At 70.7% G+C, this 12,805-nt stretch carries 10 protein-coding genes and 1 pseudogene; 1 reads left to right on the forward strand and 10 read right to left on the reverse strand.

Annotated features, from left to right (window positions below; all coding sequences use genetic code 11):
- Positions 1–43 precede the first annotated feature (43 nt).
- The 7 genes from DN051_RS15945 to DN051_RS15975 form a co-directional block, all read right to left on the reverse strand.
- Positions 44–445 (reverse strand): cytidine deaminase, encoded by a 402-nt coding sequence (locus DN051_RS15945; protein ID WP_112438947.1) that lies wholly within the window; start codon positions 443–445, stop codon positions 44–46.
- On the reverse strand, positions 442–1,719 hold the full coding sequence (locus DN051_RS15950; protein WP_053760113.1) for an ABC transporter permease: 1,278 nt from the start codon (positions 1,717–1,719) through the stop codon (positions 442–444). The genes DN051_RS15945 and DN051_RS15950 overlap by 4 nt, the downstream gene beginning before the upstream one ends.
- Positions 1,716–2,837: an ABC transporter permease gene (locus tag DN051_RS15955; RefSeq protein ID WP_053760112.1), complete on the reverse strand. Its 1,122-nt coding sequence runs from the start codon at positions 2,835–2,837 to the stop codon at positions 1,716–1,718. Before DN051_RS15955 ends, DN051_RS15950 begins: the two co-directional genes overlap by 4 nt.
- Positions 2,837–4,471, reverse strand: coding sequence for an ABC transporter ATP-binding protein (locus DN051_RS15960; RefSeq protein WP_112438948.1), 1,635 nt, complete (start codon positions 4,469–4,471; stop codon positions 2,837–2,839). The genes DN051_RS15955 and DN051_RS15960 overlap by 1 nt, the downstream gene beginning before the upstream one ends.
- A 161-nt stretch (positions 4,472–4,632) precedes the next feature.
- Complete coding sequence (locus DN051_RS15965; RefSeq protein ID WP_053760110.1) at positions 4,633–5,685, reverse strand: BMP family lipoprotein; 1,053 nt, start codon at positions 5,683–5,685, stop codon at positions 4,633–4,635.
- Positions 5,686–5,962: 277 nt separating this feature from the next.
- Positions 5,963–7,015, reverse strand: coding sequence for a BMP family lipoprotein (locus DN051_RS15970; protein ID WP_112438949.1), 1,053 nt, complete (start codon positions 7,013–7,015; stop codon positions 5,963–5,965).
- A 327-nt stretch (positions 7,016–7,342) separates the two neighbouring features.
- Entirely contained in the window at positions 7,343–8,572 is a 1,230-nt protein-coding gene (locus tag DN051_RS15975) for a M20 family metallopeptidase (protein WP_053760108.1), read from the reverse strand.
- Positions 8,573–8,905: 333 nt separating this feature from the next.
- Here DN051_RS15975 and DN051_RS46500 point away from each other — a divergent pair.
- Positions 8,906–9,049: pseudogene (locus tag DN051_RS46500) on the forward strand (SAM-dependent methyltransferase); the annotation flags it as partial.
- A 365-nt stretch (positions 9,050–9,414) separates the two neighbouring features.
- Here DN051_RS46500 and DN051_RS46505 read toward each other — a convergent pair.
- The 3 genes from DN051_RS46505 to DN051_RS15995 all read right to left on the reverse strand — a co-directional run bounded on the left by DN051_RS46505 (position 9,415) and on the right by DN051_RS15995 (position 12,783).
- Positions 9,415–10,479, reverse strand: a complete 1,065-nt coding sequence (locus DN051_RS46505; protein ID WP_053760106.1) for a hypothetical protein — start codon at positions 10,477–10,479, stop codon at positions 9,415–9,417.
- A 70-nt stretch (positions 10,480–10,549) separates the two neighbouring features.
- On the reverse strand, positions 10,550–11,488 hold the full coding sequence (locus tag DN051_RS15990) for an N-acetylneuraminate synthase family protein (RefSeq protein WP_053760105.1): 939 nt from the start codon (positions 11,486–11,488) through the stop codon (positions 10,550–10,552).
- 14 nt (positions 11,489–11,502) lie between these two features.
- A complete protein-coding gene (locus tag DN051_RS15995; protein ID WP_053760104.1) occupies positions 11,503–12,783 on the reverse strand; it encodes an acylneuraminate cytidylyltransferase in 1,281 nt (426 codons plus the stop codon).
- Between the last annotated feature and the right edge of the window lie 22 nt (positions 12,784–12,805).

A 12,805-nucleotide genomic window follows, 5' to 3' on the forward strand; every position in this document is an offset into this window, starting at 1 on the left:
GTGTACGGCCCCTGGGAACCGGGTCCCAGGGGCCGTACGGGAGTTACGAGGAGAGGTGGCCGGGGCCGAAAGCCTGCGGCAGCATCCGCGACAGCGGCAGGACGCCCTCCGGGGTCTCCAGCAGCAGGTCCGGGCCGCCGAACTCGTGGAGCAGCTGCCGGCAGCGGCCGCACGGGACGAGGATCTCGCCCCTGCCGTCCACACAGGTGAAGTGCGTCAGACGGCCGCCTCCGCTGCGCTGCAGCTCCGAGACCAGCCCGCACTCGGCGCACAGGCCGAGGCCGTAGGAGGCGTTCTCGACGTTGCAGCCGGAGACGGTGCGGCCGTCGTCGACCAGGGCGGCGACGCCGACCGGGTAGCCCGAGTAGGGGGCGTACGCGTGGGTCATCGCCTCGCGGGCCACCTCGCGCAGCGCCGCCCAGTCGACGTCGGCCGGCGGGGTCACTTCCCTTGTCCCTTCCGGTACGGCAGGCCGTCCGCCTTCGGCACCCGCAGCCGTTGCGCGGAGAGCGCGAGGACGACCAGCGTGATGACGTACGGAGTGGCGGAGACGACCTGGTTGGGCACCTCGTTGGTGCCGGCGTACCAGGCGAACATCAGCGCGCCGACGACCACGGTGATCACAGCCTGGACGTACTTCTTGCGGATCGCCAGCCAGATCGCGCCGATGATCAGCAGCAGGGCGCCGAGCAGCAGCAGCGCGTGGACGTTCTCCGAGCCGCCGCGCAGGTTGAGGCTGTCGGTGTAGCCGAACAGGCCGGCGCCGATGGCGAGGCCGCCGGGCATCCAGTTGCCGAAGATCATCGCCGCGAGGCCGATGTAACCGCGGCCGCTGACCTGGCCCTCCAGGTAGAACGGGTTGGCCACGATGGACAGGAACGCGCCGCCCAGGCCCGCCAGACCACCGGAGATGATCACGGCCAGGTACTTGTACTTGTAGACGTTGACGCCGAGGGACTCGGCGGCGACCGGGTTCTCGCCGCAGGAGCGCAGGCGCAGGCCGAACGCGGTGCGCCACAGGATCCACCAGGTGGCGGGGACCAGCGCGATGGCGATCAGGGTCAGCCAGGAGACATTGGTGACCAGACCGCCGAGCAGGCCCGCGATGTCGGAGATCAGGAACCAGCCCTTGTCGTTGAGGTCCCTGAGCCCGTCGGCGAGCCCTGGCACGGTGAAGTGGCCGAGGGAGTCCACCGCCGGGGACTGCTTGGCCGAGCCGCCCGCGTGGCCCTCGAAGGCGAGGGGCGCGAGGTAGCGGGTGGCGCCGAGGGCGAGGATGTTGATCGCCACACCGGAGACGATGTGGTTGACGTTGAAGGTGACCGTCACGAAGGCGTGCAGCAGACCGCCGATCGCGCCGCCGAGGATGCCGACCAGGACACCCGTCCACGGGCCCCACTGGAATCCGGCCCAGGCACCGAACCAGGTGCCGAGGATCATCATGCCCTCGAGGCCGATGTTGATGACGCCCGCGCGTTCGGCCCACAGACCGCCGAGACCGGCGAGGCCGATCGGCACGGCGAGCTGGAGCGCGGTGGACATCTGGCTGACGTTGGTGATGCCGTCCGCGCCCGTGATGATGCGGACGAGCGAGGTCAGCGCCAGGGCTCCGGCGATGACCAGCAGCAGGACGGGCCACGACATCCGGCGGCCGGTCGGCGCCACGGGGCGCAGCGTGGGCTGGTTGACGTCGAGGGCTGAGGTCTGCGGGGCGGTCATCGGCCAGCCACCTCCTTCGTGTTGTTGGTGGCGCCGAGGACGTGACCGGCGGCCAGCTCGGCGCCGACCCGGCGCTGCTGGCGACGCTGGCCCCACTCACGGACGGCCTCGTAGGAGACGACGACCGAGAGGACGATCAGGCCCTGCATGATGACCGCGATCTCCTTGTCGTAGCCGTGGAAGTCCAGCTCGGGCGAAGCCTTGTCGAGCCAGGCCCACAGCAGGGCGGCGAACGCGATGCCGACGGGGCTGTTCCGGCCGAGCAGCGCGATGCCGATGCCGAGGAAGCCGATGCCGGTGGGGAAGTTCAGGCTGTACGTGTGGGTGTCGCCGAGCAGGATCGGCAGACCCGCGAGACCGGCGATCGCGCCGGAGAGGAGCATGGCGGTCAGCACCATGCGCTTGGGGTCCACACCGCTGGCCGCGGCGGCGGTCTCCGAGGCGCCGGAGGCGCGCAGGTCGAAGCCGAAGCGGGTGCGGTTGAGGGTGACCCAGTAGCCGATGCCGAGCAGGATCGCGAGGACGACCAGGCCGTAGATCTCGCCGGCCGCGCCCATGTCGATGCCGGGCACCCAGCCGGACTCGTGCATCTCGCCGGTGGTGTTGTTGTTGCCGACCTTGACGCCGAAGACGTTCGGCAGCCACAGGTAGGCGATGACGGAGGTGGCGATCGCGTTGAGCATGATCGTCGCGACCACCTCGCTGACACCGCGGGTGACCTTCAGGACACCGGCGATACCGGACCAGAAGGCGCCGGTGAGCAGCGCGGTCAGGATCAGCAGCGGGACCTGGACCACGGCCGGCAGGTTCATGTGGGCGCCGACGACGGCGGCCATCATGGCGGCGAGCTGGTACTGCCCGTCGACACCGATGTTGAACAGGTTCATCCGGAAGCCGATGGCCACCGCGAGCGCCGCGACGTAGTACAGCGAGGCCTGGTTGATGATCAGGACCTGGATGTCGGAGAAACCGAGCTGTTCGAACATCAGGGCGAACGGCTCGACCGGGTTCTTGCCGGAGGCGACCAGCACGATCGCGCTCAGCACGAAGGCCACGGCGAGCGCGATGACCGGTCCGGCCACCGCGAGGAGCAGGCGCTCCTTGTCGAACTTCTTCATCAGCGGGCCTCGTCTTCCGGAGACTCGGGAGACTTGCGGATCTCGGGGGCGTCTGCCGGGGTGTCGGGGATCTCTTCGTGTTCCAGGTGGCCGGTCGCGGCACCCGTCATGGCGGAGCCCAGCTCCTCCGGGGTGATCGTGGCCGGGTCGGCGTCGGCGACGAGCCTGCCGTTGTAGATCACCCGCAGGGTGTCCGACAGACCGATCAGCTCGTCCAGGTCGGCGGAGATCAGCAGTACGGCCAGGCCCTCGCGGCGGGCCTCGCGGATGTGGTCCCAGATCGCGGCCTGCGCGCCGACGTCCACACCCCGGGTCGGGTGGGCGGCGATCAGGAAGCGCGGCTTGTGGCTCATCTCGCGGCCGACGATCAGCTTCTGCTGGTTGCCGCCGGACAGCGAGGCCGCGGTGACGTCGATACCGGGGGTGCGGACGTCGTACGCCTCGACGATGCGGCGCGTGTCCTCCTGCGCGGCCTTCGGATCGAGCCATACGCCCTTGGCGTTGGGGCGCTCGGTGACGTGGCCGAGGATGCGGTTCTCCCAGAGGGGGGCCTCCAGCAGCAGGCCGTGGCGGTGCCGGTCCTCGGGGATGTAGCCGATGCCCTGCTCGCGGCGCTTGCGGGTGGCCCAGCCGGTGATCTCCTCGTCGGCGAGGGCGATCGTGCCGGAGTCGGCGTGCCGCAGACCGATCAGCGCGTCGACCAGCTCGGTCTGGCCGTTGCCCTCGACACCGGCGATGCCCAGGACCTCACCGGCGTGGATGGTGAAGCTGATGTCGTCCAGCAGCGCCTTGCCGCCGGCCGCCTCCAGGCGCAGGCGGTCCACCGTGATCACGGGACGGTCGGTGACCGTGGACTCGGCGGTCTCCGGGGTGGGCAGTTCGCTGCCGACCATCATCTCGGCGAGCTGGCGCGGGGTGGTCTCGGCCGGGACTGCCGTGCCGACCGTCGTGCCGCGGCGGATGACGGTGATCTCGTCGGCGACGGACAGCACCTCGCCCAGCTTGTGCGAGATGAAGATGACCGACAGGCCCTCGGCCTTGAGCTCCCGCAGGTTGTCGAAGAGCGCGTCGACCTCCTGCGGCACGAGGACGGCCGTCGGCTCGTCCAGGATCAGCGTGGTGGCGCCGCGGTAGAGGACCTTGAGGATCTCCACGCGCTGGCGGGCGGCGACACCGAGCTCCTCGACCAGGACGTCGGGGCGCACGTCGAGGCCGTAGCGCTCGGAGAGCTCCTTGATCCGGCGGCGGGCGCCGGCGCCGATGCCGTACAGCTTCTCGCTGCCCAGCGCCACGTTCTCCAGCACGGTGAGGTTGTCGGCCAGCATGAAGTGCTGGTGCACCATGCCGATGCCGCGGGCGATGGCGTCGGCAGGGCTGTGGAAGGTGACCTGCTCGCCGTTGACCGCGATGGTGCCCTCGTCCGGCTTCTGCATGCCGTAGAGGATCTTCATCAGGGTCGACTTGCCGGCGCCGTTCTCGCCGACGAGGGCGTGCACGGTGCCCTTGCGGACGGTGAGGTGGATGTCGTGGTTGGCCACGACGCCCGGGAAACGCTTGGTGATCCCGGCGAGTTCGACGGCGGTCGCCTGACCGTTGACCGCCGCTCCGGCCGGAGGGCTGCTGGACGCGTTTATGGCGCACTCTCCTGGGGACGGGGGTCGTCTACGCGCGTAGCGCCCCTACGGCATGCGAAGGGGCGACGCACCGTGACAACGGGGTACAGGGAGGCACCCTCCCCGTACCCCGTTGAGCGGACGTAACCCCGCGGTTACTGACTGCTCGGAGTCCTGCTGTTTCAGCTGCTCTTGACCTTGATCTCGCCGCTGATGATCTTTTCCTTGGCCGTCTCGATGGCTTCCTGGAGTTCCGCGTCGTCCGCGAACTTCGGGTTGGAGTCCGCGAGTCCGACCTCACCGGTCTTCAGATCGCCCCTGACGATACCGGTCTCGGGCTTGCCGTCCTCGACCGACTTCGCAAGGTTGTACACCGCCTTGGCCACGTCCTTGGTGGCCGAGGTGAGGATGGATTCCTTGTACTTGGCGAGAGCTTCCTGCGCGTACTGGTCGGAGTCCACACCGATCGCCCACACCTTGTTCGCGGCGGCGGCCTCGATGACGCCCTGACCGGACAGACCGGCCGCCGCGTACACGATGTCGGCCTTCTTCTCGATCTGGCCCTCGGCGGCGGTCTTGCCCTTGTCGGGGCTGGAGAAGCCGCCCTCCTCCGCGGTCTGCGTCAGGTACTGCGACAGGACCTTGACCTTGGGGTCGGTGTCCTTGACGCCCTGCTCGAAGCCCGCCTGGAACTTGTGGATCAGCGGGATGTCCACGCCGCCGACGAAGCCGACGACGTCGGACTTCGTGCTCTTGGCGGCGGCGACACCGGCGAGGTAGGAGGCCTGCTCCTCGGAGAAGACCAGGTCCGCCACGTTGTCGGCCTCGACCTGGGAGTCGTCGACGATGCCGAAGGTGGTGTCGGGGTACTTCGCCGCGACCTCCTTCACGGCCGGCGCGTACGCGTAGCCGACGCCGACGACGGGGTTGTAGCCCTGCTTCGCCAGCGACGACAGACGCTGGATCTTGTCGGCGTCGGTCTCACCCTCGGTGGGCTCGATGTCGGCCGTGTCGTAGCCGAACTCCTTCTCCGCCTGCTCCAGGCCCGCGTACGCGGCGTCGTTGAAGGACTGGTCGCCCTTGCCGCCGATGTCGTAGGCGATGGCGAGACCCTTGTCGCCCTTCGACTCCGAGGACGAACTGCTTTCGGTCGAGGTGCCGCCACAGGCGGACAGAGCGAGGGCGAGGGACGCGGTCGCTGCGCCTGCGACCGCTATGCGGGAAACCCGGCGCATGTGTGGTGCTCCTGTCGTACAAGCGCCGCACGGTTCGGCTTCGGCGCTGGCTTCGCCGCAGATTAACGCGCGTAGACCTGCCTGAAAACCCCTTCTGTCCACCTTGTTATCCGCCCGTGGCCAATGTCTCCTCACACCAGGTCACAGCCTTGCCGACCGCAAAGACGGAGTGGCGCTGCGTGACACGGGACCGCCCGACGCGACGCGGGCGGGCGCCTGAGGGCGCCCGCCCGCGTCGACCCCGAGACGGGCCGGACCGTTCAGTGGGAACGGCAGATCACTCGGTGTCGACCTTGATGGTCCCGGCGATGATCTCTTCCTTGGCCTTGTTCACCTCGTCCTGGAGACCGGCGATCTCCGCGAACTTCGGGTTGCTCTCGGCCAGGCCGACGCCGTTGACCTTCAGGTCGAAGACCTGGGTGCCGGTGAGCGGCTTGCCGTCCTCGACGGACTTGGACAGGGCGTACACCGCTCCGCCGACGTCCTTGAGGGCGGAGGTGAGGATGTAGTCCTTGTACCCCGCGAGGGCTTCCTGCTGGTACTGGTCGGAGTCGACGCCGATCGCCCAGACCTTGGCCTTGGCGGCGGCCTCGATGACGCCCTGACCGGACAGACCGGCCGCCTGGTAGACGACGTCGGCCTTCTTCTCGATCTGGCCCTCGGCGGCGGCCTTGCCCTTGTCGGGGCTGGAGAAGCCGCCCTCCTCCGCGGTCTGCGTCAGGTACTGCGAGACGACCTTGACCTTGCCGTCGCTGGTGTCCTCGACACCCTGCTTGTAGCCGGCCTCGAACTTGTGGATCAGCGGGATGTCCACACCGCCGATGAAGCCCACGGTGTTCGACTTCGTGGCCTTGGCGGCGGCGACACCGGCGAGGTAGGAGGCCTGCTCCTCGGCGAAGACCAGGGAGGCCACGTTGCCGCCCTCGACGACGGAGTCGACGATGCCGAAGGTGGTCTTCGGGTACTTCTTGGCCACGGCCTCCATCGCGGGGCCGTAGGCGAAGCCGACGCCGATCACCGGGTTGTAGCCCTGCTTGGCCAGCGAGGCCAGCCGCTGCTCCTTGTCGGCGTCCGTCTCGCCCTCGGTGGGCTCGATGTCGGCGGTCTTGTAGCCGAACTCGCCCTCGGCCTTCTCCAGACCGGCGTACGCCGCGTCGTTGAAGGACTGGTCGCCCTTGCCGCCGATGTCGTAGGCGATGGCGAGGCCCAGGTCCTCCTTGGGCTTCGTCTCGTTGCCACTGTCAGTGCTGGTACCACCGCAGGCCGTGGCGGCGAGCGCGACCGACGCGACCCCCACCGCGACGCGGGTCAGTTTGGATATCTGACGCATCTGAAGTTCCCCATTCTCCAAAGCCCCGCAGTGGGTGCTCGGTTCGGCGCACATTAACGCGCGTAGACACTCCTGGGAACGGGGTTCTGCGTGGCCGTTATCCATTCGTGCCGATGGCCGGTAACGTCCCTGTGAACCATCGCCGCGAACGGTGCGCGCCTGGGGCGATCCGGGCGCCGTGAAGCGCATGGGTGCTCACCACGCGCACCAGGCTGCCGCCGGTGCGGACGGGCCGCAACCCGGGGTCTCCGGGGCGCAGCGGCCCGCCGCTCGCCGGGTCCCGTCCGGTCGATGCGCGCCGCCGCCCGCGCGGCGGCCTCGCGGGCCCTACGGCATGCCGACCAGTGCCGCGGCGGTGAACAGCTCCACGCCGACGGTGATCGCGGACTCGTCCACGTCGAAGTCGCCCTGGTGCAGATCGCGCACGGTGCGCTCACCGGGGCTGCGCACGCCCAGCCGGGCCATGGCGCCCGGCACGTGCTCCAGGTACCAGGAGAAGTCCTCGCCGCCCAGGCTCTGGTCGGTGACCTCGACCGACTCGGCCCCGCGCCGCGCGGTCATCGCCTCGCGCAGCAGCTCGGTGGTGTCGGACTCGTTGACCACCGGGGGGACACCCCGCACGTAGTTGATCTCCGACTTGGCGCGGTGCAGGTTGGCGACCTCGTCGATCGCCGCGTGCACGATGTCGGGCGCCTGCCGCCAGGTGTCGAGGTCCAGGCAGCGCACGGTGCCGGACAGCTCGGCGTGCTGCGGGATGACGTTCGGCGCGTGTCCCGACTCGATCCGCCCCCAGGTCACGGCGAGTCCGCTGCGGGTGTCGACGCGCCGGGCGACCAGCGCGGGCACATCGGTGACCACCCGGGCGACGGCCGTGACGAGGTCGGTCGTCAGATGCGGCCGGGCGGTGTGCCCGCCGGGGCCGTCCAGGGCGATCTCCAGCCGGTCGCAGGCCGACGTGATGGGGCCGTGGCGCAGCCCGATCCGCCCGGCGTCGACCCTGGGGTCGCAGTGCACGGCGATGATCCGCTCCACGCCGTCGAGCACCCCGCAGTCGATGGCGTCGGCGGCGCCGCCGGGCAGCACCTCCTCGGCCGGCTGGAAGACCAGCCGTACGGGCCGCGGCAGCAGGCCCCGCTGGTGCAGCTCGGCCAGGACGAGCCCGGCGCCCAGCGCCACGGTCGTGTGCACGTCGTGCCCGCAGGCGTGCGCCCGGTCGGGCACGGTCGACCGGTAGGGGCATCCGGTCTTGGCGTCCGGGATGGGCAGGGCGTCGATGTCCGCGCGGAAGGCCAGCATGGGGGTCCCGCCGCGCCACTGGCCGCCGTCGGCTCCGACGTCACATACGAGCCCCGTCCCGACCGGGAGGACCCGCGGCTTCAGGCCGGCCTTCTCCAGCCGCGCCTTGATCGCCGCGGTCGTACGGAACTCCTGGTTGCCCAGCTCGGGGTGCATGTGCAGGTCGCGGCGGAACGCGACGAGTTCGGTGCGCAGCGCCTCCGGCAGTTTGCCGGGCAGGGCCGCGTCCCCGGGGCGATCGGCGTCGGACTCCAGTGACATCAGTTGCTTCACCCTCTGAAGGGTAGGACGCCCGGGCGGCCAACTGACGCGAGATCAACAAAACTTCAGCCCGTTAGGGGAAGAAAATCTGGCCGTCGGACGCATAGGTATCGAGTCGGGTGGGTAAACTCGCCGGTTTTGCCCGGACGCCCCGATCACGGGTGTCACCCCTTTCTCCACGCATACCACGCCCGGCCCCACCCGCGCGCTTCCGTTCACCTGTCGGACCCCTGCGGAACACCCCGCCCGGGTGGCGTGCGTGCCCGCGACGGATCCGGAGACCCCCTTCCTGGCGGCCACCCGAGCCTCGTACTGAGCCTCGTAGGGGTGGACGTGGCCCCGCGGACGGTCGAGCCGGCCGGGCGTGATCATTCCGGCCCGCGCTTCCACGTCGGTTCGATGACCCGGCTGGACCTGCCGGACGACAGCCTGGCCGGGGTCCTCGCGCTGTACTCGGTCGTCCATGTGCCGGACGGGCACCTGCCGGACGTGTTCGCCGAGTTCCACCGCGTGCCGCGGCCGGGCGGCCATGTCCTGCTCGCGTTCCGGTCCGGCGACACCGAGGACCACCGGCACCTGACGGAGCGCTACGGGCACGCCGTCGACCTGCACTCCTACATGCGTACACCCGAAAGGGTGGCCGACCTGCTGACCGAGGCGGACCTCGCCGTCCGGGCCCGGGACCTGCGCGAGCCGCAGGAGGAGGAGACCCTGGCGCGGGCGTTCCTGCCGGCCCGCGAGCCGGGCGGCCCGGGGCGCCCGGGGCGGTGCCGGGCGGGCGCGGAGGGCGCGGGCCCGGGCGTCGGGGGCGAGGTGGCAACCCGGGCCCCCGTCCGCCGGCCCTACACGGCCTGTACCGCCGACAGTCGGTGCACGTCCCGTGCCGTCCCCGTCACCCCGTCCAGGAAGCCCTGGGCGCGGGGCGAGGCGGTCCGGGTGAGCCATTCGGGGTCGATGTCGCAGACCGCCACGCGGACGTCCGTGCCGGCCAAGGCCAGCGGGAGGGTGTGGACGACCGTGGACGGGAAGCTGAGGATGGTGCGGCCGACCGGGCCGCGGCGCGCGATCAGCTCCAGGGGGAGGTCGGGCCGGACGATCTCCAGGCCCGTCTCCACCGCGAGCCGGTGGAGCTTGTCGGTGCTCTCGCGGCGGTGGGCGAAGTAGCGGCGGGCCCCGTGCTTCTTGGCCAGGGACCGTACGGCGTCGAGGTACCGCTCGTTGTCCACGACCCCCGTCTCGACCAGCGAGGTGCCGACCATGTCGGCGCCCTTGGAGATCCGGGGCGGGCCGAAGCGGGCGCGGGTCCAGGCGAAGTCGTTCGCGGTGACCGTCACCCCGCCCGGCGCCTCGTCGATCGGCATCGAGGAGAACACCTCGACCCGGCGGTCCGCGCCCGGCGTCAGACGGCGCCGGGCGGCGGACGACACCGGGGCGAAGATCAGATCGCGGGGGCGGCGGCGGCTGCCCCGGCGGTGCCAGCGGACCAGGCGTTCGCCGCGGGCCAGCTGGGTGACGAACTCCATGGTCGCCGTGCCGTCGTCCACGACCACCAGGTCGCGGGCGCGTGTGATGCTCAGCAGCAGTTGCACATAGCGCGAGAACGGATCGCCCATGACGATCCGTTCCGCGCGGCACAGCGGGCCGACGAGCCCGCCGATCGTCTGGAAGGGCGCCGACGCGCCGCCGCGCGCCTCCTCCCACCGGACGGTGTAGCCCTCCTCACGCGCCAGTTCCGCCATCCGCCGCAGCTGGCCGCGGGTCATCGGATCGAGCGGGGACAGGACCACGAGCGTGAGCCCCGCACCGGGTGCGTGGACATGCGCCCACTCCAGCACGTTCAGGAGCTGTACCGGACTCTCGACGAAGGCGAGAGTATGAGGGCCGGCATTCCCGGCGCGGGGGCTCATCGGCGTACGACCGTCCCGTCGTAAGGCGTTGTGGGAGTTGTAGGCGTGGCGGGCCCGTCGGCCCCGCGCGTCAGACCTGGACCGGCTCGCCCGCGGCCGCGGCGATCTCGGCCTCGGCGACGACGCCCTGGACGCGGCGCAGCTTCTTCATCGGGCCGAGCTCCGACTCGTAGACCTGCTTGACGCCGTCACCGAGGGAGGCCTCGATGGTGCGGATGTCGCGCACCAGGCGGGACAGGCCCTGGGGCTCGACGGAGGCGGCCTGGTCGGAGCCCCACATGGCGCGGTCCAGGGTGATGTGACGCTCGACGAAGGTGGCGCCGAGGGCGACCGCGGCGAGGGTGGTCTGCAGGCCCGTCTCGTGGCCGGAGTAACCGATCGGGACGTTCGGGTACTCCTGCTGGAGGGTGTTGATCACGCGCAGGTTGAGCTCCTCGGCCTTGGCCGGGTAGGTCGACGTGGCGTGGCAGAGCAGGATGTTGTCCGAGCCGAGGACCTCGACCGCGTGGCGGATCTGCTTCGGGGTGGACATGCCCGTGGAGAGGATGACCGTGCGGCCGGTGGCGCGCAGCGCCCGCAGCAGCTCGTCGTCGGTCAGGGACGCGGAGGCGACCTTGTGGGCGGGGACGTCGAACTTCTCCAGGAAGGCGACGGCCTCGGTGTCCCACGGGGAGGCGAACCAGGCGATCCCCTTCTCCTTGCAGTGCTCGTCGATCCGGCGGTACTCGTCCTCGCCGAACTCCACGCGGTGGCGGTAGTCGATGTAGGTCATCCGGCCCCAGGGGGTGTCGCGCTCGATGTCCCACTGGTCGCGCGGGGTGCAGATCTCCGGCGTGCGCTTCTGGAACTTGACCGCGTCGCAGCCCGCCTCGGCGGCCACGTCGATCAGCTTGAAGGCGTTCTCCAGGTCACCGTTGTGGTTGATGCCGATCTCGCCGGTGATGTACACGGGCCGGCCGGGGCCGGCCGTCTTCGAACCGAACGTGCGCAGGCGGGAGTTGGTGCTCATGGCAGGAACATTCCTTACTTGGTGGAGGGGTCGAGAGAGTCGAGAGAGGGTCCGAGGATCCAGCCGGCGATCTCTCGGATCGCGCCGACGCCACCGGGGACGGTGGTGACCGCGCGTGCGGCGCCGCGTACCACGTCGTGGGCGCTCGCGACCGCTACCGGCCAGCCGACGAGGGCGAAGCACGGCAGGTCGTTGACGTCGTTGCCGACGTAGAGCACGCGCTCCGGCGCGATGCCCTGCTCCTCGCACCACTGCTTGAGCGCGAGGTCCTTGCGGTCGATGCCGTGCAGCACCGGGATCTTCAGCTTCCGGGCACGGGCGGCGACGACCGGGTTCTGCTCCGAGGACAGGATCAGCATCGACAGGCCGCTGCGCCGCAGGGCCGCGATGCCGAGGCCGTCTCCGCGGTGCACGGAGACGAACTCCCGTCCATCGGCGTCGATCAGCACCCGGTCGTCCGTCTGGGTGCCGTCGAAGTCGAGTACGACCGCGTCGACGTCGCCGGCGGTCGGCAGGGCGCCGGGGCGGTCCGCGTCGAACAGCGGGGCCAGCGCCCGGGCGCGGGCGAGGTCGTGCGGGTCGTCGACCTCCAGCACCCGCGCGGGGTCGGTGCGCACCAGCTCGGTGCGGCCGAAGAAGCGGTGCCGGTGCTCACGGAAGCCGGCCGCGTCCATCGCGTAGGCGGCGCCGGTCTCCAGCAGGTCCTGGGGGCGGTCCTGGCGGCGCGGGCGGAAGGACTTGTCGTGGTTGACGCCGTAGCCGCCGCCGGAGCTGCGGGAGTCGGCCGCGGTGGCGACGTCGTCGGCCTCCGCCTCGACATCCGCGTCGCGCCAGATGAAGCCGTGGAAGGGCGCGACGGTGACGGCCGTGTCGGCGCCGTTCTCGACGACCGCGCCGGCCACCCCGTCGATGTCCTCGCGGATCAGGAAGGGGCTGGTGCACTGCACGAGCAGGACGGCGTCCACGGTGGCGCCGTGCAGCGCCTCGTGGGCGTCCATGGCGTGCAGCACGGCGGCCTCGGAGGTGGCGGTGTCACCCGCGATGGCGGCCGGACGCAGCACGACCTCGGCGCCGGCCGAGCGGGCGGCGGCCGCGATGGCCTGGTCGTCGGTGGAGACCACGACGTCCGTCACCAGGCGGCTGGCGACGCACTCGCGCACGGCACGCGCCACCAGCGGCACACCGCCGACGGGCGCGAGGTTCTTCGCGGGTACGCCCTTGGAGCCGCCGCGGGCGGGGATCACCGCGAGCACCCGGCGCACCGAAGCGCCCTGGCCCGCTTCCGGGTTGGACATTGGCTGTACTCCTTGACGTGCG

The sequence above is a fragment of the Streptomyces cadmiisoli genome (genome assembly GCF_003261055.1).
Lineage (GTDB): Bacteria > Actinomycetota > Actinomycetes > Streptomycetales > Streptomycetaceae > Streptomyces > Streptomyces cadmiisoli.

Coding starts and splice junctions, on each gene's coding strand:
- DN051_RS15975 (WP_053760108.1), bottom strand. CDS start 8,572: ATGTCACTGGAGTCCGACGCCGATCGCCCCGGGGACGCGGCCCTGCCC.
- DN051_RS15950 (WP_053760113.1), bottom strand. CDS start 1,719: ATGACCGCCCCGCAGACCTCAGCCCTCGACGTCAACCAGCCCACGCTG.
- DN051_RS15990 (WP_053760105.1), bottom strand. CDS start 11,488: ATGAGCACCAACTCCCGCCTGCGCACGTTCGGTTCGAAGACGGCCGGC.
- DN051_RS15995 (WP_053760104.1), bottom strand. CDS start 12,783: ATGTCCAACCCGGAAGCGGGCCAGGGCGCTTCGGTGCGCCGGGTGCTC.
- DN051_RS15955 (WP_053760112.1), bottom strand. CDS start 2,837: ATGAAGAAGTTCGACAAGGAGCGCCTGCTCCTCGCGGTGGCCGGACCG.
- DN051_RS15970 (WP_112438949.1), bottom strand. CDS start 7,015: ATGCGTCAGATATCCAAACTGACCCGCGTCGCGGTGGGGGTCGCGTCG.
- DN051_RS46505 (WP_053760106.1), bottom strand. CDS start 10,479: ATGAGCCCCCGCGCCGGGAATGCCGGCCCTCATACTCTCGCCTTCGTC.
- DN051_RS15965 (WP_053760110.1), bottom strand. CDS start 5,685: ATGCGCCGGGTTTCCCGCATAGCGGTCGCAGGCGCAGCGACCGCGTCC.